This window comes from Streptomyces sp. NPDC107546 (assembly GCF_055639175.1).
On record NZ_JBVKBA010000006.1, the window covers coordinates 346,036 to 372,071 of the forward strand.

General features: G+C 72.7%; 21 protein-coding genes. 11 read left to right on the forward strand and 10 right to left on the reverse strand.

All coding sequences use genetic code 11. The features are described from left to right. Positions 1-56 precede the first annotated feature (56 nt). From thpR to ACZ7L1_RS12030, 3 genes are all read right to left on the reverse strand, one after another. A complete protein-coding gene (thpR, locus tag ACZ7L1_RS12020; RefSeq protein WP_471436364.1) occupies positions 57-626 on the reverse strand; it encodes an RNA 2',3'-cyclic phosphodiesterase in 570 nt (189 codons plus the stop codon). A 91-nt stretch (positions 627-717) separates the two neighbouring features. Beyond that, positions 718-2,043, reverse strand: coding sequence for an MFS transporter (locus ACZ7L1_RS12025; protein ID WP_471436422.1), 1,326 nt, complete (start codon positions 2,041-2,043; stop codon positions 718-720). A gap of 316 nt (positions 2,044-2,359) precedes the next feature. Beyond that, positions 2,360-2,797: a MarR family winged helix-turn-helix transcriptional regulator gene (locus ACZ7L1_RS12030; RefSeq protein WP_200420914.1), complete on the reverse strand. Its 438-nt coding sequence runs from the start codon at positions 2,795-2,797 to the stop codon at positions 2,360-2,362. A gap of 193 nt (positions 2,798-2,990) precedes the next feature. On the opposite strand from ACZ7L1_RS12030, the gene ACZ7L1_RS12035 reads away from it, so the two are divergent. Continuing rightward, on the forward strand, positions 2,991-3,173 hold the full coding sequence (locus ACZ7L1_RS12035; protein ID WP_471436366.1) for a ribbon-helix-helix protein, CopG family: 183 nt from the start codon (positions 2,991-2,993) through the stop codon (positions 3,171-3,173). Between the two features lie 32 nt (positions 3,174-3,205). Here ACZ7L1_RS12035 and ACZ7L1_RS12040 read toward each other — a convergent pair whose 3' ends face one another. Next, the gene (locus ACZ7L1_RS12040; protein ID WP_471436367.1) at positions 3,206-4,657 is read right to left on the reverse strand and encodes an NCS2 family permease; all 1,452 of its coding nucleotides are present in this window, start codon (positions 4,655-4,657) and stop codon (positions 3,206-3,208) included. A 289-nt stretch (positions 4,658-4,946) separates the two neighbouring features. Between ACZ7L1_RS12040 and ACZ7L1_RS12045 the strand changes: the two genes are divergently transcribed. Further along, positions 4,947-5,216: a DUF2530 domain-containing protein gene (locus ACZ7L1_RS12045; RefSeq protein ID WP_471436369.1), complete on the forward strand. Its 270-nt coding sequence runs from the start codon at positions 4,947-4,949 to the stop codon at positions 5,214-5,216. A 107-nt stretch (positions 5,217-5,323) separates the two neighbouring features. Then, positions 5,324-7,717 (forward strand): cation-translocating P-type ATPase, encoded by a 2,394-nt coding sequence (locus ACZ7L1_RS12050; protein WP_471436371.1) that lies wholly within the window; start codon positions 5,324-5,326, stop codon positions 7,715-7,717. Between the two features lie 67 nt (positions 7,718-7,784). Here the strand turns inward: ACZ7L1_RS12050 and ACZ7L1_RS12055 are convergent, their stop codons facing one another. Together ACZ7L1_RS12055 and ACZ7L1_RS12060 are read right to left on the reverse strand one after the other, a co-directional pair. Beyond that, a complete protein-coding gene (locus ACZ7L1_RS12055; protein ID WP_471436372.1) occupies positions 7,785-10,901 on the reverse strand; it encodes a sacsin N-terminal ATP-binding-like domain-containing protein in 3,117 nt (1,038 codons plus the stop codon). A gap of 226 nt (positions 10,902-11,127) precedes the next feature. Continuing rightward, positions 11,128-12,048: a DUF3027 domain-containing protein gene (locus ACZ7L1_RS12060; RefSeq protein ID WP_471436373.1), complete on the reverse strand. Its 921-nt coding sequence runs from the start codon at positions 12,046-12,048 to the stop codon at positions 11,128-11,130. A 377-nt stretch (positions 12,049-12,425) separates the two neighbouring features. Between ACZ7L1_RS12060 and ACZ7L1_RS12065 the strand changes: the two genes are divergently transcribed. The 4 genes from ACZ7L1_RS12065 (at position 12,426) to ACZ7L1_RS12080 (ending at position 15,956) form a co-directional block, all read left to right on the forward strand. Further along, entirely contained in the window at positions 12,426-13,859 is a 1,434-nt protein-coding gene (locus ACZ7L1_RS12065) for an MFS transporter (protein ID WP_471436375.1), read from the forward strand. Between the two features lie 71 nt (positions 13,860-13,930). After that, complete coding sequence (locus ACZ7L1_RS12070) at positions 13,931-14,392, forward strand: DUF2771 domain-containing protein (protein ID WP_471436377.1); 462 nt, start codon at positions 13,931-13,933, stop codon at positions 14,390-14,392. Next, the gene (locus ACZ7L1_RS12075; protein ID WP_471436378.1) at positions 14,362-15,105 is read left to right on the forward strand and encodes a futalosine hydrolase; all 744 of its coding nucleotides are present in this window, start codon (positions 14,362-14,364) and stop codon (positions 15,103-15,105) included. Before ACZ7L1_RS12070 ends, ACZ7L1_RS12075 begins: the two co-directional genes overlap by 31 nt. Further along, positions 15,102-15,956 carry a 1,4-dihydroxy-6-naphthoate synthase gene (locus tag ACZ7L1_RS12080; protein ID WP_471436380.1) on the forward strand — a complete coding sequence of 285 codons (855 nt, stop codon included), beginning with the start codon at positions 15,102-15,104 and terminating at the stop codon, positions 15,954-15,956. The genes ACZ7L1_RS12075 and ACZ7L1_RS12080 overlap by 4 nt, the downstream gene beginning before the upstream one ends. Positions 15,957-15,981: 25 nt before the next feature. On the opposite strand, the gene ACZ7L1_RS12085 is transcribed toward ACZ7L1_RS12080, so the two are convergent. Beyond that, positions 15,982-16,365: a cold-shock protein gene (locus tag ACZ7L1_RS12085; RefSeq protein WP_103845154.1), complete on the reverse strand. Its 384-nt coding sequence runs from the start codon at positions 16,363-16,365 to the stop codon at positions 15,982-15,984. Positions 16,366-16,540: 175 nt separating this feature from the next. Here ACZ7L1_RS12085 and ACZ7L1_RS12090 point away from each other — a divergent pair, with 175 nt between their 5' ends. Continuing rightward, positions 16,541-16,795 carry a hypothetical protein gene (locus tag ACZ7L1_RS12090; RefSeq protein ID WP_403620836.1) on the forward strand — a complete coding sequence of 85 codons (255 nt, stop codon included), beginning with the start codon at positions 16,541-16,543 and terminating at the stop codon, positions 16,793-16,795. Positions 16,796-16,808: 13 nt separating this feature from the next. Here ACZ7L1_RS12090 and ACZ7L1_RS12095 read toward each other — a convergent pair whose 3' ends face one another. Further along, a complete protein-coding gene (locus ACZ7L1_RS12095; protein WP_471436382.1) occupies positions 16,809-17,426 on the reverse strand; it encodes an HAD family hydrolase in 618 nt (205 codons plus the stop codon). A gap of 83 nt (positions 17,427-17,509) precedes the next feature. Further along, positions 17,510-18,502: a hypothetical protein gene (locus ACZ7L1_RS12100; RefSeq protein WP_471436384.1), complete on the reverse strand. Its 993-nt coding sequence runs from the start codon at positions 18,500-18,502 to the stop codon at positions 17,510-17,512. A gap of 444 nt (positions 18,503-18,946) precedes the next feature. Here ACZ7L1_RS12100 and ACZ7L1_RS12105 point away from each other — a divergent pair, with 444 nt between their 5' ends. Beyond that, entirely contained in the window at positions 18,947-21,556 is a 2,610-nt protein-coding gene (locus ACZ7L1_RS12105; protein ID WP_471436386.1) for a helicase-associated domain-containing protein, read from the forward strand. Positions 21,557-21,680: 124 nt separating this feature from the next. Then, positions 21,681-23,327: a DNA repair helicase XPB gene (locus tag ACZ7L1_RS12110; protein WP_471436387.1), complete on the forward strand. Its 1,647-nt coding sequence runs from the start codon at positions 21,681-21,683 to the stop codon at positions 23,325-23,327. Between the two features lie 13 nt (positions 23,328-23,340). Here the strand turns inward: ACZ7L1_RS12110 and ACZ7L1_RS12115 are convergent, their stop codons facing one another. Next, a complete protein-coding gene (locus ACZ7L1_RS12115; RefSeq protein WP_471436389.1) occupies positions 23,341-23,529 on the reverse strand; it encodes a hypothetical protein in 189 nt (62 codons plus the stop codon). 451 nt (positions 23,530-23,980) lie between these two features. Between ACZ7L1_RS12115 and ACZ7L1_RS12120 the strand changes: the two genes are divergently transcribed. Further along, complete coding sequence (locus ACZ7L1_RS12120; protein ID WP_471436423.1) at positions 23,981-25,945, forward strand: HelD family protein; 1,965 nt, start codon at positions 23,981-23,983, stop codon at positions 25,943-25,945. The last annotated feature ends 91 nt before the right edge of the window (positions 25,946-26,036 follow it).

Sequence of the window (26,036 nt, forward strand, 5' to 3'; positions counted from 1 at the left end):
GGCCATGATCCGGTTACGGGTCTTCGGGTCCACGTATCGAGCGTAACCGGACCTCGTCACTCCCCTGCGCCGAGCCCCCACCGCTCCACCGTCTCGTAGCGCGGCTGCTCCCCCGGCACGCCCGACCTCGGCAGGCGGCTGCGCACGAGGGTCAGGTCGGCGACCGTCCACTCGCGGCCCGCGAACTCCCGCAGTGCCGCCACGTACGGCCGGAAGTCCGCCGTGCCCCGGCTGCGGGCCAGGGTCAGATGCGGGCGGTAGGGGCGGTGCTCCCCCATCTCCAAGCCCGCCTTGCGCGCCGCGGACTCCACACGGTCGGCGAGCAGCCCGAGCGCCCGTACGTCCCCGGACGCGCCCACCCACAGTGCCCGGTCCCCGAAGCGCCCGCCCTCGGACACCGACAGCGGGAACGGCTCGGTGCGCCGGGCCGCCCGGGTCAGCCGCTCGGACAGGTCCGGTACGACGTCCTCGGCCACCTCGCCGTAGAAGGCCAGCGTGAAGTGCCAGGCCGGCCGTTCCGTCCAGCGCAGTGAGCGCGCCCCCGGAAGCCCCTCCAACTCGCGTACCGCCGAGGCCAGTTCCCGGAGGACGTCCGGGGGCGGCAGCACCGCGGCGAAGAGTCTCATGACCTCACCTTCGCAGGGATCGGATTCCCCGGCCACACCGGTGACCAGGGGCGCAGAGGGGCGCCCCCTGCCCCGGGGCGCCCCGAACCCCTCAGGCCGTCACCGGCTCCTCGCGCGGCACGAACCGTACCCGCGGGTGCCCCCGGTGCCAGCCCACTGCCAGGCGCAGGCCGCTCGACCGGACCAGGATCAGGCCGATGGTCACGGCGGCCAGGGCCGAGATCAGGCCGCCCAGGGCGAACCCGACCCGGGCGCCGTACGCGTCCGTGATCCAGCCGACCACGGGCGCACCGAGCGGCGTACCGCCCATGAAGACCATCATGAACAGAGCCATGACGCGGCCGCGCATCGCCGGGTCCGTGCCCATCTGGACGGCCGTGTTCGCCGTGACGTTCACCGTGAGGCCGAAGATTCCTATCGGAACCATCAGCAGCGAGAACAGCCACAGGGACGGCGCCCCGGCCGCCACGATCTCCAGCGTGCCGAAGAGGGCCGCCGCCGCGATCAGCACCCGCAGCCGGGCCGTGCCGCGGCGGGCGGCGAGCAGCGCGCCGGTCAGCGAGCCGATCGCCATCAGGGTGTTGAAGAGGCTGTAGGCGCCGGCGCCCGCGTGGAAGACGTCGTCCGCGTAGGCCGACAGCCACACGGGGAAGTTGAAGCCGAAGGTGCCGATGAAGCCGACCAGCACGATCGGCCAGATCAGTTCCGGGTGCCCGGCGACATAGCGCAGGCCTTCGCGCAGCTGGCCCTTGCCGCGCGGTGCGCGCTCCACGGCGTGCAGCTCACGGGCCCGCATCAGCAGCAGGCCGGCGATGGGCGCGAGGAAGGACAGGCCGTTGAGCAGGAAGGCCCAGCCCGTGCCCATGCCGGTGATCAGGACACCGGCGACGGCGGGGCCGACCAGGCGGGCGGACTGGAAGTTCGCCGAGTTCAGGCTGACCGCGTTCTGCAGGTGCTTCGGGCCGACCATCTCGGAGACGAAGGACTGCCGGGCCGGGTTGTCGACGACCGTGGCGAGTCCGACGGCGAAGGCGGCCACGTACACGTGCCAGACCTGGACGTGCCCGGTCAGGGTCAGGAAGGCGAGGACGAGGCCGGTGGCCCCCATCGCCGACTGCGTGACGAGTAGCGTCGGGCGCTTGGGCAGGCGGTCGACGAGTACGCCGCCGTACAGGCCGAACAGCAGCATCGGCAGGAACTGCAGCGCCGTGGTGACACCGACGGCGGTGGAGGAGCCGGTCAGGCTGAGCACCAGCCAGTCCTGGGCGATGCGTTGCATCCAGGTGCCGGTGTTGGAGACGACCTGGCCGAGGAAGAAGAGCCGGTAGTTACGGATGCGCAGCGAACTGAACATCGATGACCTGCGGGGTTCGGTCGGGACGGCGGTCTCGGTGCGTTCGACGGTCTCGGTCGGCAGAACGGGCTTGGCCGCAAGGACGGGCTCGGTGCGCGCGAGGGTGTCGGCCCGCGCGGCGGGCTCGGGGCTCTCGGCGGCGGTGGGGGGCTGTGCCGGTGGTGCGGTCTCGTGGGCGGGCGGGGAGTCGTGGGTGGCTGGTGCGGGGGCGGAAGCTGCTCCGGTTCCCGAACTCAAAGGGATTCGCCTCCTTGCGATGACGGCTTCGTACGCACGCGGGTGGGGGCCTCGTCGGTCACGGCGGGCGTCCGGCATGGGCACGCACCCGTGGCCGCGGCACCCCGGCCCGGGGTGCCGCGGTACCCCGGATGCGCCCCGGTCACAGGTGCGCGAGCTTCTCGAGGACGGGGGCCGCGGCGCGCAGTGCCGCCCACTCGTCCTCGTCCAGGCCCTCGATCAGTCCGGCCAGGAACGCGTTTCTCTTGCGGCGGCTCTCCTCGAGCATCGCCTCGGCACGCTCGGTCTGGGTGACCACCTTCTGGCGCCGGTCCTCGGGGTGGGGCTCCAGGGCGACCAGACCCTTGCTCTCCAGCAGCGCCACGATGCGGGTCATGGAGGGCGGCTGGACGTGCTCCTTGCGGGCGAGCTCGCCCGGGGTCGCGGAGCCGCAGCGGGCGAGCGTGCCGAGCACCGACATCTCGGTCGGGCTCAGCGACTCGTCGACCCGCTGGTGCTTGAGTCGGCGCGACAGGCGCATCACGGCGGAGCGGAGAGCGTTCACGGCGGCGGCGTCGTCGCCATGGGTCAGGTCAGGCATGCTCTTTAGGGTAACTCATTACTTTCCCTAAAGACCACCCGGACGTACACCCATGAGGGTGACTCCGACCACTTCCGGAGCCGCACTCCCAGGACTCGGCAAGAAACTCCTGAAGTGCCCATATCACTCGAACGAGTGATCCGGTGGCGGAACGTGACGCGTCGCGCGCCCGGGTCCGGCAACGCTCGTAGCCATGGGGACCAGCGTGCTCAGCCTGCGGATGGACGGGGAACTGCTCGAGCGGCTCCGGCGCCACGCCGCCAGAAGAGGAATGAGCGTCCAGGACTATGTCGTCCGGACGCTCATTCGGGATGACTTCGACCAGCGGTTCGAGGCCGCCGTCGAGGAGACGGAACGGTTCTACGGGGTCACCTGACCGTCACCGGACCCCGGGGCCGATCCGGCGGATCAGGTCAGGCCCAGCGCCGGCATCAGGTAGTAGAAGGCGAAGACCGCCGCCACCACGTACATCGCCGTCGGGACCTCGCGCCCGCGGCCCGCGGCCAGGCGCAGCAGAGCGAAGGTGATGAAGCCCATGCCGATGCCGTTCGTGATCGAGTACGTGAACGGCATCATCAGCATGGTCACGAAGGCGGGGATGGCGATCGTGTAGTCCGCCCAGTCGATCTCCTTGATCGAGTTGGACAGGATCAGGAAGCCCACCGCGACCAGGGCCGGGGTGGCCGCCTGGGACGGGACCATCGTGGCGACCGGGGTGAGGAAGAGCGCCACCGCGAACAGCAGGCCCGTGACGACGTTCGCGAAGCCCGTGCGCGCACCCTCGCCGACACCGGCCGTGGACTCCACGAAGCAGGTGGTGGCCGAGGAGGAGCTGGCGCCGCCCGCCGCGACCGCGATGCCGTCGACGAAGAGGACCTTGTTGATGCCGGGCATGTTGCCCTCGGCGTCGGTCAGCTTGGCCTCGTCGCTGATGCCCATGATCGTGCCCATCGCGTCGAAGAAGCACGACAGCAGGACCGTGAAGACGAACAGGATGCCGGTCAGCACGCCGACCTTGCCGAAGCCTCCGAACAGGCTGACCTTGCCGATCAGACCGAAGTCGGGGCTGGCGACCGGGTTGCCGGGCCACTTGGGGACGGTCAGGCCCCAGCTGGGGATCTTGGCGACGGCGTTGAGGACCACCGCGAGGACCGTCATCGCGACGATCGAGATCAGGATCGCGCCCGGCACCTTGCGGACGATCAGCGCGAAGGTGAGCAGCGCGCCGAGGACGAAGACCAGGACGGGCCAGCCGTTCAGGTGGCCGTTCATGCCGAGCTGGAGCGGGACCGTGGTCTGGGCGACGTCGGGGATACGGGTGACGAAGCCCGAGTCCACGAGGCCGATCAGCATGATGAACAGGCCGATGCCGATCGAGATGCCCTTGCGCAGGCCGAGCGGCACGGCGTTCATCACGCGTTCGCGCAGACCGGTGGCGACGAGGAGCATGACCACGAAACCGGCGAGGACGACCATGCCCATCGCGTCCGGCCACGACATGCGCGGGGCGAGCTGGAGGGCGACGACCGTGTTCACGCCGAGGCCGGCGGCGAGGGCGATCGGGACGTTGCCGATCACGCCCATGAGCAGCGTGGTGAAGGCGGCGGTCACGGCCGTCGCGGTGACGAGCTGGCCGTGGTCCAGGTGGTGCCCGTACATGTCCTTCGCGCTGCCGAGGATGATCGGGTTCAGCACGATGATGTACGCCATCGCGAAGAAGGTGGCGAAACCGCCGCGGATCTCACGGGACAGCGTGCTGCCCCGCTCGGAGATCCTGAAGTAGCGGTCGAAGGCGCCGGACGGCGGCCGGGTGCCCGGCTGCTGCGGGGCGGAGGCCTTGGCGGGGGCCGAGGTGGGCATGCGGGACCTCAATGTGCGCGGGGATCACGGGGATCGCTGACAAACGTGATCGAGTCTCGCCGTCGCCTGTCACCAACAGGTTCCCCCTGCTGCTGTTGGTGCTTCATACGAACGCAAATGGCCAGACTCGAACTGTTTCAGTATGAACATATAAGGCGCTGATCGCTATCTCCGCGCGTAGACCCTTGGTGTGCACGGGTTCCGGGTCGCGCCCGGGCGGCCCCGGGTCGCAGTCGGGGCGGTTTCGGGTCGCAGTCGGGGCGGTTTCGGCTCCTCGTAAGCTGTGCGCATGGCGAAATGGACCCCCAGGCATGAGGCGCCGGAGCCCCTCGAGGGCCCCGTGGTGCCCGTCATCACCGGCGGCACGATCCTCTGGTTCCTGATGTTCCTGGTCCAGCTGCCGTTCTACGGCTGGTTCGCCGACCACGGGCACACATGGTGGCTGTGGACGTGCCTGGCGGGGGCGGGACTGGGCTGCGTGGGCATCTGGTACGTACGCAGGCGGGACGCCGCGATCAGGCGGGCCTCCGACGCCGGGCAGCGCCTCTCCCAGCAGTAGCCCTCGGCGGTTGCCCTACAACCACCGCACGAGACCCCTCCTACCCGGGTCTGATCTTTGGTGCGTTCGGCGGGTGAAGGCGCAAATCCGCACGTACCGTCGAATGCATGACGCACATCGACGCGGGTGCCGAACTCGATCCCGTGCACCCCGCCCCGATGCCCGTGCGCACGCGCGGCCTGACCGCCGCGGAAGTGGCCGAGCGGGTCGCCCGCGGTGACGTCAACGACGTTCCCGTGCGCAGCAGCCGCTCCCTGGGCGAGATCGTCCGCGCGAACGTCTTCACCCGCTTCAACGCGATCATCGGTGTGCTCTGGCTGATCATGCTGTTCGTGGCGCCGTTCCAGGACAGCCTGTTCGGATACGTGATCCTCGCGAACACCGGGATCGGCATCATCCAGGAGTGGCGGGCCAAGAAGACCCTGGACTCCCTCGCGGTGATCGGCGAGGCACGGCCGACCGTGCGCCGGGAAGGGACGGCGGCCGAGATCAGCACGTCCGAGATCGTGCTGGACGACGTCATCGAGATCGGGCCGGGGGACAAGATCGTCGTCGACGGCGTCTGCGTCGAGACCGACGGGCTGGAGATCGACGAGTCACTGCTCACCGGAGAGGCCGATCCCGTCGTCAAACGGCCCGGTGACCCGGTGATGTCCGGCAGCTTCGTGGTCGCGGGCGGCGGAGCGTTCCAGGCGACCAAGGTGGGCCGGGAGGCCTACGCCGTCCAGCTCGCCGAGGAGGCGAGCCGTTTCACGCTCGTGCACTCCGAGCTGCGCACCGGCATCTCCACCATCCTCAAGTACGTCACCTGGATGATGGTCCCGACCGCGGTCGGCCTGGTCGTCAGCCAGTTGGTGACGACACAGCACGGGATCAAGGACTCCGTCGCCCGCACGGTCGGCGGCATCGTGCCCATGGTCCCGGAGGGACTGGTCCTGCTGACCTCCGTGGCCTTCGCGATCGGCGTCATACGCCTCGGCCGCAAGCAGGTCCTCGTCCAGGAGCTGCCCGCCATCGAGGGGCTCGCCCGCGTCGACACCGTCTGCCTGGACAAGACGGGCACCCTCACCGAGGGCGGCATGGACGTCACCGAGCTGCGACCGCTCCAGGGTGCCGACGAGACCTACATACGCAAGGTCCTCGGCGCCCTCGGCGAGGCGGACCCGCGTCCGAACGCCTCCCTCCAGGCGATCATCGACGCCTACCCCGACAGCGAGGACTGGCGCTGCACCCAGGCCCTGCCCTTCTCCTCCGCCCGCAAGTACAGCGGCGCCTCCTTCAGCGAGGGCGACGGCCAGGTCAGTACCTGGCTGCTCGGCGCCCCCGACGTCCTCCTCGACCCCGACGACCCGGCCCTGACCGAGACCGGGCGGCTGAACGGCCAGGGGCTGCGCGTGCTGCTGCTCGCCCGCGCCTCCCAGGACCTGGACGACCCCCGGGTCACGGCAGGCGCCCGGCCCACCGCGCTGGTCGTCCTGGAGCAGCGGCTGCGCCCGGACGCCGCCGACACCCTGCGCTACTTCGCCGACCAGAACGTGCACGCCAAGGTCATCTCCGGCGACAACGCCGTGTCGGTGGGTGCGGTGGCCGGAAAACTCGGCATCCGCGGCGATGTGATGGACGCCCGGCACCTGCCGCAGAACCAGGACGAGATGGGGAAGTCCCTGGACAAGGGCACCGTATTCGGCCGGGTCACCCCGCAGCAGAAACGGGACATGGTGGGCGCGCTCCAGTCGCGCGGGCACACGGTGGCGATGACGGGCGACGGCGTGAACGACGTGCTGGCGCTCAAGGACGCGGACATCGGGGTGTCGATGGGCTCCGGCTCCGAGGCGACCCGGGCCGTGGCGCAGATCGTGCTGCTCGACAACAGCTTCGCGACGCTGCCGTCGGTGGTCGGCGAGGGACGGCGCGTCATCGGGAACATCACGCGGGTCGCGACGCTGTTCCTGGTGAAGACGGTGTACTCGGTGCTGCTGGCGGTGCTGGTGGTGTGCTCGCAGGTGGAGTACCCGTTCCTGCCCAGGCACCTGACCCTGCTGTCGACGCTGACGATCGGCGTCCCGGCGTTCTTCCTGGCCCTCGCGCCGAACAAGGAGCGGGCGAGACCCCACTTCGTGCGGCGGGTGATGCGGTACTCGATCCCGGGCGGGGCCGTTGCGGCGGTCGCCACGTTCGTCACCTACCTGATCGCCCGCCACCACTACAGCGGCCCCGGCTCACTGGATGCGGAGACCAGCGCTGCGACCCTCACGCTGTTCCTGATCTCCATGTGGGTGCTGGCCATCGTCGCCCGCCCCTACACCTGGTGGCGGATCGGTCTGGTGGCCGCGATGGGCGTGGCGTTCGTGTGCGTGCTGGCCGTGCCGTGGCTGCAGCACTTCTTCGCCCTCAGGCTGGTCGGGGAGACGATCCCCTGGGTCGCGGTGGGCATCGCGGCGGTGTCGGCGGCCGCCCTGGAACTGCTGTGGAGGTGGGTCGACCGCCGGTTCCCCGCGTGATGCCCCAGGGCCCGTCGGACCATTCCCGTCGTCCGCCCGCCGGCAGGCGGTAACTGTCGGACAGGCCCTAGTCGAACCAGCGGTCCCGCGCCAGCTCCTCGGTGCGGGACGGGTCCTCCAGCAGCGCCGCCACCTCGAAGCGGCGCGGCCACTGGCCCGCCGCCCAGGCCAGGCCCGCCGCGACGCCCTCCAGGGTGGCCGCGTGCAGGACGCCGCCGGCTGTCAGGCGCCAATCCAGCTCGACCCCGTCGACGATGAGTTCCTCGTGCTCCACGTACGTCTTGGGTGTCCGCGGCCCGAGCAGGACCCGCACCGAGTCCGGTACGTCGTGCTCGACACCCTCGGAGGTCACCTCGCCCGTCACCGACTCGCTCAGCCGCCGCACCTGGAACAGCTCGGCCAGGTCGGCGGCCCGGTCCGGGCGGACCGGCAGCAGGGGGACGCCCTCGGTGAAGGGCAGCAGGTCGGGCGAGTCGACGACCACCGCGTCGGCGGCGTCCACCACGGTCACCCGCCCGTCGACCACCGCCCGCAGCTCCTCCGGCAGGGTCACCTGCTGCGGGTCCAGCTCGGCCAACGCGCCGTACAGGGCGTGCAGTTGGGCGGTCGTCACCAGGCGGTCCGGGTCGGCGAGCCGGTCGAGGAGTTCCGCCGCGCCGCCGGGCTCGTCGAGCAGGGCGGCGACCGACGTCCGAACGCCGAGGGCGCGCAGCACCTGCTCGTCGTCGAAGCCGGTGGCGTCCGCCTCGTCGTACAGGCCGGCGAGCAGCGGGTCGCCGCCCGCCGCGCGCAGTCCGGCCGGGCGGCGGCCGCCCAGCACCGGGTGGCCGCGCAGCCACCAGGCCGTGTAGGGGCGTACGACCTCGTGGGTGCCGTCCGGCAGCAGCACCCGCACCGGCTGGGTGAGCGCGTCCCTGAGCGGGGGCTGCGAGAGCAGGGCGAGGGCCTGCGGCCAGCGGTCGTCGTCGACCAGGTCCAGGTCCCGTACGGCGACGACCTCGGTCGCCACCGGCGGTACCGGTGTGTCGGGCAACCGGTCGAGGACGTCCTCGCACCACACGTCGACCGCGTCGAGCAGCCCCACGTCGTCGGGTTCGGCGAAATCGGAGTCCCTTGGCTCCAGTTCGTCCGGGTCGAGGACGACGTCGGTGGCGCGGACGAGGGCGAAGCCGGCGAGCACACCGCAGGCGGCCAGCGGCTGCTGCCCCCAGCGTTCGGCCAGGTCGGCGTCCACGAAGGCCAGTTCGCCCTCGCGCATGACACCCGCGAAGGGGCTGCCGGGCAGTACGAGCTCCCCGGCGGGCGCGAGTTCGCCGTCCTCGTCGGGCAGCGCGAGCGCGCCGAGCCACGGCTCGTCACCGGAATCGAGGCCCGCCTCGCGGACGAGGGCGAGCACGGTGTCCGCCAGCTCCTCGGCGTCCAGACCGTCCTCCTCCCAGCCCACGCCCTCGTCCTCGAGGGAGGCGGCGACGGCGGCCCGCACCTGCGGGGTGGTGAGGATGGCCCGCGGCGTGGCCGGGAGCGCGCCGAGCTTCTCCAGCAGGGGGTGGGCGCCGTCCGCGTGGGCGACCTTCAGTCCCAGCCGGGCCAGCGCCTCGGGAGCCACCGGCGGCCCGTCGAACGTCGGCAGGAGGACCTGCCGAGGCCCGATGGTCGTACGCCCGTCGGCCAGCGGCACCGGCAGCCCGGACAGCCGGTCCGGGTCGACCCCGGCCAGGCTGTCGTACAGCCGCCACCACCACTCCGGGGCCTTCTCCAGCCCCGCGAGCCGGTCGATCGCCTCGGTCAGCGGCACCCGGGCGAGGCCCAGCGTCCGCAGTTCCACTCGGCGTTCCAGGCCGGCGGGCAGCAGGCAGGGCAGCACCTCGGCGAGGACCCGCACGGTCCCGGCCCCGGCGCCCTCGACGACCTCGGCGTCCCGGGGGCGCAGCGCCTCGGGCAGTTCGTCGTCGTCGCCGGGCTCGTTCGCGGGCGGCAGGAAAGCGGTGCTCGGCAGCCGCTCCAGGATGGCCCCGCGCAGCGCGCCGTCCAGCTCGCCCTTGCCCAGCGGCCCCGGCACCAGGTCGAGGATGCCGGAGGTCACCGGGCGCCAGGCGGCGAGGAGTTCGGCGTAGGCGTCGGCCGCGCGCTCCACCAGGAAGTCGGTCAGCGGGCCGGGCGCGGCGTGACGGCGGCTGGTGTCCAGCGGGAACGCCGCGATGAGCAGGGCGGGCACCCCGAGCGGCTCGTCGCTGGGGGTCGGGGCGTGCACCACCGGGGCGGTGCGGGGACGGCCCGGGCTGCCGTCGGCTTCGGCGGGGACGGCCCAGGTGACGGACCAGTGGGGGCGCAGCCGCTCCTCGACCGGGCGGTCGGCGAGCAGGTCGGGGGTGAGGGGACCGTGCTGGGAGACGGTACGCCAGCGGGTGGTGCCGTCGCGGGAGTCCTCCACGACCGTGTCGGTGCCCTCGGTGCGGCGGATCAGCGTACGAGGGCTCTCGTCATGGATCTCGACGACGACTTCTTCCAGGCCGGGCAGGGCGAGCAGCAGCGCGTCGTCGACCGCCCCCAGCAGCCGCTCGGCGAGGTCGGCGGCCGCCGCGTCGCGCAGCGGCAGGATGACGGCGGTGTCGTACGGGTCCGGGGCGGTGCCCTCGGCGGCGAACGGCAGCCTCAGCAGGGGTACGTGCCCGTCGCGGCGGCGGATCTCGTCGCCGAGGCCGGGGCTGTGCCGGGCGGTCTCGGTGGCCAGTTCGCGGGCCTCGGACAGGGACCAGCGCACTCCGCCGTGCCGGCCGACGACCGCGGGTTCGTCACTGACGGAGAGGACGGCCGCGAAGCCGACGCCGAAGCGGCCGACCGCCTGTTCCCGTTCGTCGCGCTTGGCGGACGCCCGCAGGGTGGACAGCGACTCGACACCGGCCGCGTCCAGCGGGGCACCGGTGTTGGCGGCGACGAGCACGCCCTCGCGGAGGGTCAGCCGGAGCCGGCCGGGCACCCCCGCCCGGGCCGCGGCGTCGGCGGCGTTCTGCGCGAGCTCCACGACGAGGCGGTCGCGGTAGCCACCGAGGACTAGGTCCTCCTCGGCGTTGGCGTCCTCGCGGAACCGGGCCGGGCTGGTCGCCCAGGCGTCCAGCACGCCGCGGCGCAGGCGGGCCGTGCCGAACGGGTCCCCTTCGGCTGCCGGTCGCACGAACTTGCTCACGGTTCACTCTCCCTCTGGCGGCGGGGGGCTGCCGCCGGACGAAGGTACCGTGCGGGAGCGTGGCCGACACTCGGGCAGGTGCCGTCTGCCGGGGCGCCGTCCCCAGGCCCCCGTGCCGGCCTGAACGGCCTCGTCCTCGATCTCCCCCAGCTCTTCGAGCAGGGGGGACCCCCGGACGGGCTGGTGGAGCTCGACCAGGCTTCGATGTGCCCTGCGAGCGGGTGCCCTACGAGTGCCCCAGCTCCGCCGACGACTCGTCCGCCACCGCCGGCACCGACCCCTCCGGCGACGGCCGCAGCGGAAACGGTTCGACCTTCGTCTCGTCGACCACCGGCGGAGCCGGGCGCGGCGGCTTCGGCATGACCGCCGCCTCCGAGTGGCCCCCGCAGCCGTACGACAGGGAGACCACGTGGCCGTCCGCCGGGGAGAACTCGTTGGCGCACACCCCGAAGGCCTGCCCGAGCGAGCCGCCGATCGCGACCAGGAAGCCGCAGGAGACACAGGAGGCGGGAGCCGCCTGTGCCATCGGCGTCTTGGCGCCGAAGGCCTCCTCCCAGCGGTCGGCGGCGACGTGCAGTCCGTAGCGGGACAGGACCCGGGCGCGGCGGAGGCCCAGCTCCTCCGCCACCGCGGAGATCGAACCGCGCGACGGGGCGATCGGCAGGTTCGCCGGGGTCCCGCCGGTCACCTCCGCGTCCTCCGCCTCGACCAGCTCGGCCATCTCGCCGGAGACCGCGGAGCTCGGCAGCGGCTCCTCCTCGCCGATGAAACCGGGCTCCAGGCGCAGATCCTCGGCGTCCGTCGGCAACAGGTCGCCCGGACCCAGGTCGCCGGGGCGCAGCCGCTCGCTCCACGGCACCCACTCCGGGGCGAGCAGTGCGTCGGGGCCGGGCACCAGGACCGTCTCGTCCACTGTGACGATCTTCGCGCGCGAGGCCCGCGCGACCGTCACCGCCCAGCGCCAGCCCCGGTACCCCAGTTCCTTGCACTCGAAGAAGTGCGTGACAACTCGGTCACCCTCGGAGACCATCCCGGAGTGCTCGCCGACGACGCCGGGCGCGGCGGCCTCCTCGGCGGCGGTACGGGCGAGATCGATCGCCTCGGCGCACAGGCGGTCGGGGGTGCGGCTTCGCGTTGTCGCGCTCACAGGTATCGCTTCTCTCCTACGCCGTCTCACGGGTGCGCCCCTTCTCGGCTGGGTGCGGACGGAGCGGACCTGAGGGCCGCGTCGACGTCCGCGCCCGTTCGCGCTCGGGCGCACCCACACCATCCATTCTGCGGGATGGATTTCAGGCGCGCGGCCGAGAACAATCGCCACGGCGCGCTACGCACGCTACCCTCTCCGGGCCCCGCGGCCCACACCGAGTCGCCGCGCTTTCCCGGAGCCCGGCCCTCCGTATGCCGTTCCGGACGTGTCGCCGCGGCCCCCTCAGGCGGGCGCGTCCCGCCCCGGGTACGACACCCATCGATCCCGTACGTGCGGTAACGGCACTACACCCGCGCTTCTCGGGGCACTATGACGGGGTGGCAGCCGCGAGGTCGTCCGAGGAAACCACCGGGGCCGGTGGGGTCGGAGGGCGCAGCCGGGGTGGCGGTTCGGGCCGGTTCGGCGGGTCCGTCCGCGCGGTCGGCCGTGCCGTGCGCCGTCCGTTCACCGGTGTCGTCCGCGGCATCCGGAAGGCCACGCACGCGCACGGCGCGGGCGAGTCCGGCCTCGGCAAGCTGATCGAACTGCACGCCGTGAACGGCGCCGGCGACGTCATGATCACCGTCGCCCTCGCCTCCACCGTCTTCTTCTCCGTGCCGACCGACGAGGCCCGCGGGCGCGTCGCGCTCTATCTCGCCATCACTATGGCGCCGTTCACGGTGCTCGCCCCCGTGATCGGTCCCCTCCTCGACCGCCTGCCGCACGGCCGGCGGGCCGCGATGGCGGGCGCGATGCTCGCCCGCGCCCTGCTCGCGCTGATCATCTCGGGGGCGGTGGCGAGCGGAAGCCTGGAGCTGTACCCGGCGGCGCTCGGCGTACTGGTCGCGTCGAAGGCGTACGGCGTCGTCCGCAGCGCCGTGGTGCCCCGGCTGCTGCCGCCCCGCTTCTCCCTGGTGAAGGCCAACTCCCGGGTCACCCTCGGCGGCCTGCTCGCCACCGGGCTTGCCGCCCCGGTCGGGGCCGCGCTGCACGCCGTCGGTCCCGGCTGGCCGCTGTACGGCGCCTTCGTGCTGTTCGTCGCGGGGACGTTCCTGTCGTTCTCGCTGCCGCCGAAGGTCGACTCGGCGAAGGGGGAGGACCGCGCGCTGCTGGCCGCGGACGAGGACCATCTGCACGGCCCGGGGCGCAGGGCGGCCGCACGCCGGCCCGGGCTGCGCACCGTGGGCCCCGCCGTCATCCACGCCCTGGCCGCCAACGCCGCGCTGCGCTGTCTGTCCGGCTTCCTGATCTTCTTCCTCGCCTTCCTGCTGCGCGAGCACCCGCTCACCGGGGAGAGCGCGGCGGTGTCGCTGGGCATCGTGGGGGTGGCGGCGGGCGCGGGCAACGCGCTCGGTACGGCCGTCGGCGCCTGGCTGAGGTCGCGCGCACCGGAAGTGATCATCGTGACGGTGGTGGCCATCGTGCTGGGCGCGGCGATCACCGCCGCGGTGTTCTTCGGAGCGTTCCTCGTCGCGTGCCTGGCGGCGGTCGCCGGGTTCGCGCAGGCGCTCGCCAAGCTGGCGCTGGACGCGCTGATCCAGCGGGACGTGCCGGAGCTGGTGCGTACGTCGGCGTTCGCGCGTTCGGAGACGTTGTTGCAGATGGCGTGGGTGCTGGGCGGGGCGATCGGGATCGTGCTCCCCCTCAACGGGGTGCTGGGGCTCTCGGTCGGCGCGGCGATCGTCGCGGCGGGCTGGCTGCCGACGGTACGGGCACTGCTGACCTCGGCACGGCACGAGAGCACGGCCCCGGCGCGGGTGCGCGGGGCCTGATCGCGGGAGCGGGCGGCACGTCGTCCACCCCGCGTGGGGGGCGCTCCGGCCGTGCCCGATAACCTTCGGCCATGACCGCACTGCGTTCCCGTCGCGCCGTAGCCGCCTTCGGCGCCGTTTCCGCCGGACTGCTCCTGCTGTCCGCCTGTGAGAAGCCGTCGCCGCTGGCGACCATCACGGTCGGCACGAACTCGGTGAGCTCCCAGACCGACTGCTACAACGACGGCAAGGAAATCCCCGCCGCCGATCTGGCGAAGTGCCTGAAGTCGAAGGACATCAAGTCGATCAAGGTCGACCCCGACGAGACGGTCCGCTTCGGCGTCGACCCGACCATCGCGGACAAGGGCTGGACGATCCTGATGAACGGCCAGCCGCTGACCGAGTCCAGCACCAAGACCTACCGCACGATCCCGGGCAGCGTGTTCTTCAACGCCCAGTACGGGGCGAGCGGCAACTCCACGCTCGTCTCCATCAAGGAGGGCGAGAGCAAGGTGACGGGGCTGTGGTCCTTCAAGCTCGAGAAGGCTTCCTGATCACGTCCTCCCCAGCGCGGGTCCTGGTGGCCACCGCGGTCCCCGTGGAACGGGACTCGGTGGCCAGGGCCTTCGCATCCCCGGCGGTCGAGGTACGGCTCCCCGGGGTGACCCTGCACCGCACGGGCGCCTACGACCTGCTCGCCGCCGGGGTGGGCCCCGCCCTCGCCGCCGCCTCCGCCGCCACCGCGCTCACCGCCGCCGCCCTCGACGGCACCCCCTACGACCTGGTCGTCTCCGCCGGCATCGCGGGCGGCTTCGTGCCCGACGCGCCCGTCGGCTCGCTCGTCGTCGCCGACGCCGTCGTGGCTGCCGACCTCGGGGCCGAGACCGCGGACGGCTTCCTGCCGGTCACCGAACTCGGCTTCGGGACCGTCAGCCATCGACCGCCGGAATCACTCGTACGAGATCTCGTCGCCGCCACCGGGGCGCGCGCCGGGACCGTGCTCACCGTCTCCACCGTGACCGGCAGCGCCGCCCGCGCCGCCGAGCTGCGCGCCCGGCATCCGCGGGCGCTCGCGGAGGCGATGGAGGGGTTCGGGGTCGCGGAGGCGGCCGCCGCGCACGGCACGCCCGTCGTGGAGGTCCGGGCCGTCTCCAATCCGGTCGGCCCGCGCGACCGCGCCGCCTGGCGCATCGGTGACGCGCTCACGGCCCTCACCGAGGGCTTCGGGAAGCTAGCGCCCGTATTGGAGAGTTGGGAGTCAGCATGACCGCATCCGCCGAGCCCCTGAAGATCGCCTACTCCCCCTGCCCTAACGACACGTTCGTCTTCGACGCCCTCACCCACGGCCGCGTGCCGGGCGCGCCGGCGCTCGACGTGAGGTTCGCCGACATCGACATCACCAACGGGATGGCCGAGCGCGGCGAGCTCGACGTGCTGAAGGTGTCGTACGCCGTCCTGCCGTACGTCCTGGACGAGTACGCCCTGCTGCCCTGCGGGGGCGCGCTGGGGCGGGGCTGCGGGCCGCTGGTGCTCACGCGGGAGCCGGACGTCGACCTGACCGGCCGGACGGTCGCGGTGCCGAGCGAGAAGTCGACGGCGTACCTGCTGTTCCGGCTCTGGGCGGCGGACACGGTCCCCGGCGGCGTCGGGGAGATCGTGGTCATGCCGTTCCACGAGATCATGCCGGCCGTGCGGGACGGGAAGGTCGACGCGGGTCTGGTCATCCACGAGGCGCGGTTCACGTACCGGAACTACGGGCTGCACAAACTGGCCGACATGGGCGAGCACTGGGAGGACACCACCGGCCTGCCGATCCCGCTGGGCGCGATCATCGCCAAGCGGTCGCTGGGCGCGGACGCGCTGAAGCTGCTCGCCGACTCGATCCGCACGTCCGTGCGGGCGGCCTGGGACGACCCCGAGCTCTCACGCCCGTACGTCATGGAGCACGCGCAGGAGATGGACCCGGCGGTTGCGGACCAGCACATCGGCCTGTACGTCAACGAGTTCACGGCCGACCTGGGCGAGGACGGCTATGCGGCGGTCCGCGGTCTGCTCACACGCGCGGCGGCCGAGGGGCTGGTACCGCCCCTCGACCCGAACGCGCTCGCTTTCCCCTGACGGGGCCGGTGCCCTGTGCGCGTGGTCAGACGTCCAACTGGTCGGCGACCGCGCGCAGCAGGCCCGCGATCTTCTTGCCGGAGGCCTTGTCGGGGTAGCGGCCCTTCTCCAGCATCGGGGTGATGTTCTCCAGGAGAGTCGTCAGGTCCTGGACGATGGAGGCCAGTTCGTCCGGCTTCTTGCGCTGGGCGGCGGCGACCGAGGGGGTCGGCTCCAGAAGGGTGACGGACAGCGCCTGGTCGCCGCGCTGGCCGGCGACCACTCCGAACTCCACGCGCTGTCCCGGCTTCAGGGAATCCACTCCGGCGGGGAGAACCGAGGAATGGACGAAGACGTCGCCGCCGTCGTCGCGGGAGAGAAAGCCGAAGCCCTTCTCGCTGTTGAACCACTTGACCTTGCCGGTAGGCACGTCTGTCCTCGTCCTCGTACTCGTCGGAAACTGCGTCTGCAAAGTGTTTCGGAAAACTGCTCTGGAGAGCACTGCAGCGGGCCGCGTGGACCCGCCGGTACCAAGGCTAATGGTCCGCGGGCTGGTGACAAGACGTCGCCGAGTGGTTCCTCGCGGTGGGAACTACCCTGGTCCAGTGCGTGACAAAACCCAAGCGAATTCCGCCGCGGCCGGCGACCGGCTGATCCGTGCCGGCGCCATCGTGTTCTTCCTCGGGGCCGTGTCCACTTTGGTCACCGTGGCCCCGTTGCTGCTGGGGACGAAGCCTTTCCCAACGTACATGTACGGCCTGTGCATGCTCATGGGTGTGGGCTTCCTGATGGCGGGGGCCGGTGTGCTCCAGTCGATCGCTCAGGGGCGCAGGCAGGCGCGCGGAGTGGGGCAGCGGTAGCGGCAGCGGGTCGCTACCGAGCCCGGTATGTCGCGAGCCAGGCCGGGAACTCGGTGAGATCGGCGAGGACGACGTCCGCGCCCGCGGCCCGCAGCTCGTCGGCGTCGCAGGGGCCTGTGGCGACGGCGACGGAGTGGGCCCCCGCCGTACGGGCGCCGCGTACGTCGCCCGTGTGGTCGCCGACGTAGACCGCCGCGCCGTGGTCGAGCAGGGCCTCCGCCTTGCGCTCGGCCCACAGGTCGCCGATCACCGCGTCGGGTTCGATGCCGAGGTGCTCCAGGTGCAACTTGGCGTTGGGCTCGTACTTGGCGGTGACGACGATCGCGCGCCCGCCGGCCACCCGTACGGCGTCGATCGCCTCCCGGGCGCCGGGCAGGGCGGGCGTCGCGGCGATGGCGATGGCGGGGTACATCTCACGGTAGAGGTCGGCCACGGCGTCGATCTCCTCCGCCGGGAACCAGTTCACGAGCTCCTCCGCGAGCGGCGGCCCGAGCCGGGTGACGGCCAGGTCGGCGTCGATGTACGTGCCGGTCCGGGCGGAGAGTGCCTCGTAGCAGGCGTGGATTCCGGGCCGGGAGTCGATCAGCGTCATGTCGAGGTCGAAGCCGACGGTGAGCGCGCGAGAAGTCATATCGGCGATTGTTCCAGGGGAGAACAAGCCCAAAGGACCCACATCATCCCATCAGTGACATCACGAGTAGTGAATTCGTGGTGTCACCGGCGCTGTGAGCGCCAGACGAGGAACAGGGCCGAGGCGACGGCGGCGCCGCGGACCACCCAGGGCCAGGTCTGGGAGATCGCGTCGTTCATGTGGCCCTCAGGGATGGGGGTGCCCCAGCGGCCGTCCGTGCGGCCCCACAGCCAGACGATGCCGACGGCCGCGACCAGACCGGGCATGCCCATGACCGCCCACTTGGACTCGGTGGGGGTCAACCGCCGGGAGGCCCAGGCGATGAGCCAGCCGAGGCCGAGGGCGATCCAGTTGCCGAGCACGGCGCCGGCGACGAGGAGACCGGCGGCGAGGAGCAGCAGCGGATTGCGCCACCCCGTCAGGCGCGGCGCACGGCGGGCAGGGGCGGCTGCGGTCTCCTCGACGGCGGGGGCCGCCTCGACGGCCGGTACCGGCTCCGGTTCCCTCCGCTCGGTCTCGGGCTTCGGCGGGTCGCGCGGCGGCGGCTTCAGCAGCTCGGGGATCTCCACTCCGCCGACGAACCCGGGGACGCCGTCACCGGCCTCGAACGCACCGCCGGGCCGGCCGTCGGCCCGCCACCAGTCGGGCCGGGTGGCGCTGTCGCCGAGCTCGTGTGCGCCGGCCAGGTGGGGCGGGGAAGGGGCGTTCCGGGAGGTGTCGGCGGGCGGCGGATCGGCCGGGCGGGGCCGGGGTACGACCCGGCGCAGGCCCTTGGGGCGGTCGTCCGTGTCGTTCGCCCGCTGGAGGGGGACGGAGGCGGGGCGGCTGTCGGTGGCGCCTGCGGGGGCGTCGGCGGACGCGGCGGCGACGACCTCGTCGGGAGTGCCGAGCCGGGCGAGGATCCGGCGGACGGCCGTGGGGCTGTCGACGGTGGCCTTCGCCCGCCGCCGGTCGATCTCGTTCCGCAACTCGGACACGAGGCGCATGCGCGCGGCCGACGGCAACTGGCGCTGCTGGGCCACGTCTCCGACCCGGCTCAGATAGTCGAAGACGAGCTGGTCGCTCTCAATCCCCACGAAGCCCCTCCGGGGTGGCGTCGCATCTCCCCCCGTACCGTACCGGGGGAACGGCGCTCTGGGGGCTTCTCCCCCAGCCCCCCGGTCGGCCTTCGGCCCGAAGGGTGGGGCGGCTTCGGCGAGTGGCCGGCCGCCGGCCGCAGGTGACTGAGCGCGCAGTTCCCCGCGCCCCTTCAGGGGGCTTCGTCCCCACCCCCCGGTCGACCTCCGGCCCGAAACGTGGGGCGGCTTCGGCGAGTGCCCCGCCGCCGGCCGCAGATGGCTGAGCGCGCAGTTCCCCGCGCCCCTTCGGGGACGCAGTCCCCGAAGGGGGTTTCAGGGGCGGAGTCTCCGGTGCGGGTCAGGGGCGGAGGCCCTGGGGTGGGGCGGTGGGGGCGGCGTCCTCTCGGTGGCTGTCCGGCCGGGGCACGCGCCGGGCCCGTGCCACCCGCTACCGTTGACCGGATGACGACCGAGGAGCGCTCACGCAAGGAAGCCACCGGCACCGGTGCGCCGCGTTCGCTGGCCGAATCCCTGCGCGCCCGGGACGACGCCTCCCTGGCCGCCCTCCTCCGCGCCCGCCCGGACCTCATCACCCCGGTCCCCACGGACCTCACCCAGCTCGCCACCCGCGCCGCCACCCGCGCGAGCGTCATCCGCGCGCTGGAGCGCCTCGACCGGTTCGCCCAGCAGACGGCGGAGGCACTCGCCGTGGCCGGGGACCCGGCGTCGTACGGCGAACTCCTCCAGCTGATGACCGGTGACGGCGGCGCCGAGGCCGATCCGGTGGTCGCCGAGGCCGTCCCCCACGCCCTCGCCGCCCTGCGCGAGCAGGCCCTCGTGTGGGGCACCGAAGACCGGCTCCACCTCGTCCGCACCGCCCGTGAGCTGCTCGCCCCCACCCCGCAGCACCCCTCCCCCACCGGCCTCGGCCCCACCGTCGCGGAGGCCACCGCCGGCATGTCCCCGGGGCGGATCCAGGAGATCCTCTCCGCCGCCGGGTTGCCGACGACCCACGACGCCGTGTCCGCCGTCTCCTCGCTGTCCGGCCTCTTCAGCGACCGCGCCCGCATGGCCGCGCTCCTCGCCACGGCCCCCGCCGAGTCCCTCGAGGTGCTCCACCGGCTGGTGTGGGGGCCGCCGTACGGGCAGGTCACCCCGGACCCCGCCCCGCGTCTGCGCTGGCTGCTCGACCGTGGTCTGCTGCTGCCCACGGCACCCGGCACCGTCGTACTCCCCCGCGAAGTCGCCCTGCATCTGCGGTCCGGGCGGGCCCACCGCCACCCCGAGCCGCTGCCCCCCGCCGTGGAGCCCGCCGCCACCCACCGTCCACAGGTTGTGGACGCCACCGCGGCCGGTCAGGCGTACACGGCGCTCGCCACCGTCGAGGAGCTGCTGAAGGACTGGGACGAGGGCGGGCCGACCATGCTGCGGGCCGGCGGGCTCAGCGTGCGGGACCTGAAGCGGACGGCCGTCGCCCTCGACGTGTCCGAGCCCGTCGCCGCCTTCTGGGTGGAACTCGCCTACGCGGCGGGCCTGCTGGCCTCGGACGGCGAGGCCGACGAGCGGTACGCGGCCACCCCGGCCTACGACGAGTGGCTGGAACGCCCCGCCGCCGAGCGGTGGACCCGGCTCGCCACCGCCTGGCTGGCCGCCACCCGCACCCCCGGTCTGGTCGGCGGGCGGGACGCCAAGGACCGCGCCCTGTCCGCGCTCGGCCCCGGTCTCGACCGTTCGTCCGCGCCCGAGGTCCGCCACCGGGTCCTGACTCTGCTCGCCGGGCTGCCGGAAGGCGCCTCGGCCACCCCGGAGTCGATCCTGGCCCGGCTGCGCTGGGAGCGGCCCCCGCGCGGCACCCAGCCCACGACCGTCCAGCCCGCCGCCACCCAGCCCCCGGCCGACGACCTGCGCACCCGCCTCGCCCAGTGGACCCTCGCCGAAGCCGAACTCCTCGGCGTCACCGGCCGCGGCGCCCTGTCCGCCCACGGCCGCGCCCTGATCGGGGAGCCCTCCGGTCACACGCCGGCCGTCGAGCCCGCCGCGACCGGCCCCGGTGACAAGCTCCCCGTCCACCGGCAGCACCACCGGCCCGCCGCGCCCCGCGCGCCGCTCACCCCCGCGGAGCAGGCCGCGGCCGCCTCCCGCGCCGCCCGCCTGCTCGCCCCGCTGCTGCCCGAACCGCTGGACCACGTCCTGCTGCAGGCGGACCTCACGGCGGTGGCCCCCGGCCCGCTGCAGCGCCCGCTGGCCGACGTGCTCGGCGTGCTCGCGGAGGTGGAGTCGAAGGGCGGCGCGACCGTCTACCGCTTCACGCCCGCCTCCGTCCGCCGCGCCCTGGACGCCGGCCGCACCGCGTCCGACCTGCACGCCTTCCTCGCCGCCCACTCCCGCACGCCGGTCCCGCAGCCGCTGGCCTATCTGATCGACGACGTCGCGCGGAAGCACGGTCACCTGCGCGTCGGCGCGGCCTCGGCGTATGTGCGCTGCGACGACGACGCCCTGCTCAACGAGATCCTCGCCGACAAGCGTTCGGCCGCCCTGCGCCTGCGCCGCCTGGCCCCGACCGTCCTGGCCGCGCAGACCGACCCGGCGACCCTCCTGGAGGGGCTGCGCGCCATGGGGCTCGCCCCGGCCGCCGAGTCCGCCGAGGGCGACGTCCTGATCGCCCGCGCCCACGCCCACCGCACCCCGCCGCGCACCCCGCCCGAGCCGGTCCCGGACGGCCCGCCGGCCCCGGACGCCACCCTCCTCACGGCCGCCCTGCGCGCCATCCGCGCCGGCGACCTGGCCTCCACGGCCCCCCGCAAACCCGCCGGTGCTCCCACGGCCGGCGGCGACCTGCCGCGCACCACCTCCGCCGAGACCCTCGCCACCATGCAGGCCGCCGTGCTCACCGGCGAGTCCCTGTGGATCGGCTACGTCAACGCAGAGGGCGCCGCCAGCCAGCGCGTCATCGCCCCGATCCGCGTCGAGGGCGGCTTCGTGACGGCGTACGACCACACGGCGGACGAGGTCCGCACCTATCCGCTGCACCGGGTCACGGGGGTCGCGGAACTGGCGGACGACCAGGAGTGACCGTCCGCGAGCCGGCCTTGATCGTCCTCCGATGAGGCACACTGGACGTTTGGCCGAGCAGAGTCGTGCAGCGTCATGCAGAGCCGTACAGAGCCGTGCAAGCCGTGCAGAAAGGCAGCCGCGCGTGAATGGTCCGCTGATCGTCCAGTCCGACAAAACCCTGCTCCTCGAAGTCGAACACGAGCAGGCCGACGACTGCCGTCGGGCCATCGCGCCGTTCGCCGAGCTGGAACGGGCGCCCGAGCACATCCACACCTACCGCGTGACCCCGCTCGGCCTGTGGAACGCGCGCGCGGCGGGTCACGACGCCGAGCAGGTCGTGGACGCGCTCGTGCAGTACAGCCGGTATCCCGTGCCGCACGCGCTGCTCGTCGACATCGCCGACACCATGGACCGGTACGGGCGGCTGACCCTCAGCAAGCACCCGGCCCACGGGCTGGTCCTGAGCACCACCGACCGGCCCGTCCTGGAGGAGGTGCTGCGCTCCAAGCGGATCGCGCCGCTGGTCGGGGCCCGGATCGACGAGGACACCGTCGCCGTGCACCCCTCCGAGCGCGGGCAGATCAAGCAGATGCTGCTGAAGCTGGGCTGGCCGGCCGAGGACCTCGCCGGGTACGTGGACGGCGAGGCGCACCCCATCGAGCTGCGCGAGGACGGTTGGGCGCTGCGGCCCTACCAGAAGCAGGCCGTGGAGAACTTCTGGCACGGCGGCAGCGGTGTCGTCGTCCTGCCCTGCGGCGCCGGGAAGACCCTGGTCGGCGCCGGGTCCATGGCGCAGGCCAAGGCGACCACGCTGATCCTCGTCACCAACACCGTCTCCGCACGCCAGTGGAAGCACGAGCTGGTGAAGCGGACCTCGCTCAGCGAGCACGAGATCGGCGAGTACTCGGGGACCAGGAAGGAGATCCGGCCGGTCACCATCGCCACCTACCAGGTCCTCACCACCAAGCGGAAGGGCGTCTACCCGCACCTGGAGCTGTTCGACTCCCGTGACTGGGGGCTGATCGTCTACGACGAGGTGCACCTGCTGCCCGCGCCCGTCTTCAAGTTCACGGCGGACCTGCAGGCGCGGCGGCGGCTCGGGCTGACGGCGACGCTGGTGCGGGAGGACGGGCGCGAGTCGGACGTGTTCTCCCTGATCGGGCCCAAGCGGTTCGACGCGCCGTGGAAGGAGATCGAGGCCCAGGGGTACATCGCGCCCGCGGACTGCGTGGAGGTGCGGGTGAACCTCACCGACTCCGAGCGGCTCGCCTACGCCACCGCCGAGACGGAGGAGAAGTACCGGTACTGCGCGACCACCGACACCAAGCGGAAGGTGACCGAGGCGCTGGTCAGACGCTTCGCAGGGCAGCAGATCCTCGTCATCGGGCAGTACATCGACCAGCTGGACGAGCTGGGTGAGCATCTGGGCGCGCCCGTCATCAAGGGCGAGACGTCCAACGCACAGCGCGAGAAGCTATTCGAGGCGTTCCGCCAGGGCGAGATCAGCGTGCTCGTCGTCTCCAAGGTCGCGAACTTCTCCATCGACCTGCCGGAGGCGACGGTCGCCATCCAGGTGTCGGGGACCTTCGGGTCGAGGCAGGAGGAGGCTCAGCGGCTGGGGCGGGTGCTGCGCCCCAAGGCCGACGGCCACCAGGCCCACTTCTACTCGGTGGTCGCCCGGGACACGATCGACCAGGACTTCGCGGCCCACCGCCAGCGCTTCCTGGCGGAACAGGGCTACGCGTACCGGATCGTGGACGCGGACGAGCTCCTGGCCCAGGAGAGCTGAGAGGGCTGGGCGACTAGGGGCGGCGGCGGATGCCCGCCTCCTCGCCGTACTCACCGAAGAGGACCACGTCCACCGCGGCGCCCAGGAACACCTTGACGGCGCGCAGGGCGTCGGCGAGGCGGTGACGGTGGCGGTCGCCGTCGAGGGCCGTCGCGCCGGACGGCGGGCCGTGCCGGGAGGGGGTGAAGGTTGCTGCGCTCATGTCTCCATGGTGGAACCGCACAACCCGAATGGCGTCGGACCAGGGACGTAACCTGTACGGCCCTCACCTCCCCCTGGAGTCGCCCCCGCGTAGTACCCGGGAGGGACACCGGCCCCTAGGGCACCCGGGACGCATCCCTGAGGCGGCAGACGGCACGGCGGAAAAACCGTTGGCCGCGGTATCCGACCGTCACCTAGAATCCCCTCTCTTGCCCGCCTCCCTTCACGGAGAGCCGTCGTCCGGACGGAAACCGGACGGCAGAACCGCCACCCGTCACCGCAGCAGCCGGCCGCCGGTACGCGCGGGTACGTGCCCGCGTACCGCCCGGCTCCTTGCCACGCCCCGGAGGCACCTTTCCGTGTCCACCCCGACCACCCCGTCCGACACCGACACCGACCCCCTCTCCCGCGAGCTCTCCCACCTCGCCGCCTCCCGGGCCGCCCTGCGGGCCATGCGCGAGGACGTGGAGAACCTCGACATCCGCGACGTCACCGCGAACTGGGTCAACGCGGAGGTCCTCGCCCGCCAGATCGAGGAACGCATCAAGGCCCTGGCCGACCTCAGCCACACCCCCCTCTTCTTCGGCCGCCTCGACTACCTCCACGCCCCCGGCGCCGACCAGGCGGAGGGGGCAGAGGGAGAGCGGTTCTACATCGGGCGCCGGCACGTGCACGACGCCGACGGCGACCCCATGGTCATCGACTGGCGCGCCCCCGTCTCCCAGCCGTTCTACCGGGCCTCCAAGAAGGACCCGATGGACATCGGGCTGCGCCGCCGCTTCGGCTACACCGGCGGGGACCTCACCGCGTACGAGGACGAACACCTCTCCGACCCCGCCGAGGCCGCCACCACCAGCAAACTGCTCCAGCAGGAGATCGAGCGCCCGCGCGTCGGCCCGATGCGCGACATCGTGGCCACCATCCAGCCCGAGCAGGACGAGATCGTACGAGCCGGACTGTCCGGGACCGTGTGCGTCCAGGGTGGACCCGGCACCGGCAAGACCGCCGTAGGCCTGCACCGCGTCGCCTACCTCCTCTACGCCCACCGCGAGCGCCTGGCCCGCACCGGGACGCTCGTCATCGGACCGAACAAGTCCTTCCTGCACTACATCGAGCAGGTGCTGCCCGCACTCGGCGAGCTGGAGGTCAAGCAGGCGACGGTCGACGACCTGGTCGCGCACGTCGAGGTGCGCGGCACGGACACTGCGGCCGCCGCCGTGATCAAGGGCGACGCGCGCATGGCGGAGGTGCTGCGCCGGGCCGTCCGTTCGCACGTGACGATGCCCACCGAGCCCGTCATGGTGGTGCGGGGCTCGCGGCGGTGGCGGGTACCGGCGTACGAACTGGAGGAGATCGTCGCCGAGTTGCTGGACCGGGACATCCGGTACGGCGCCGCCCGCGACGCCCTGCCGCAGCGGATCGCGCACGCCGTGCTCGTCCAGATGGAGCGCTCGGGGGAGGCGCCGGACGACCGGGTGCAGGACGCCGTGGCCCGCAACACGGCCGTCAAGGCGGCGGTGAAGGCGATCTGGCCGCCCGTGGACCCCGCCAAGCTGGTCCTGCGGCTGCTCACCGACGCCGACTTCCTCGCCGAGCACGCGGACGGGGTCCTCGACGCGGACGAGCAGAAGGAGATCCTCTGGTCGAAGCCGGTCAGGTCGGTGAAGTCCGCCAAGTGGTCGCCCGCGGACGCCGTGCTGATCGACGAGGCCACCGACCTGGTGCAGCGCACGCACTCGCTCGGGCACGTGGTGCTGGACGAGGCGCAGGACCTCTCCCCGATGCAGTACCGGGCGGTCGGCCGGCGCTGCACGACCGGTTCGGCGACCGTGCTCGGCGACCTGGCGCAGGGCACCACGCCCTGGGCGACGCGGAGTTGGCAGGAGGCGCTGGCCCACCTCGGGAAGCCGGAGGCGGTGATCGAGGAGCTGACGGCGGGTTTCCGTGTGCCGACGGACGTGATCACGTACGCCTCCCGGCTGCTGCCGCACATCGCGCCGGACCTGACACCGGTCGCGTCGGTCCGCGAGAACCCCGGCTCCTTCGAGGTCCGTTCGGTCACGGAGGACACCGAAGTGGTCGCCGCCTGTGCGGAGTCGCTGCGCAACGAGGGCTCGACGGGTCTGATCGCCGCCGACGCCCGCATCCCCGCCCTGGCCGAGGCCCTGACGGCGGCGGGCGTCACCCATCTGGCCCCCGGTGAGGAGACCACCCACGACACCCGTCTGACCCTGGTCCCGGCCTCACTCGCCAAGGGTCTTGAGTACGACTACGTCGTCCTCGACGAACCGCAGGCCGTCGTGGACGGGGAGCCGGACGAACGCACGGGCCTGCGCCGCCTGTACGTGGCCCTCACCCGAGCGGTCTCGGGCCTGATCGTCACGCACGCGGCGCCGCTGCCGCCGCAACTCGGCTAGTAGGACTCCGTTAGGTCTTTCTTGATCTTGGCGTGGCTCTGCTGGGCAGGGGTTGGTGGCAGGTGGTGCAGGTGCCGGTCCAGCAGTTCAG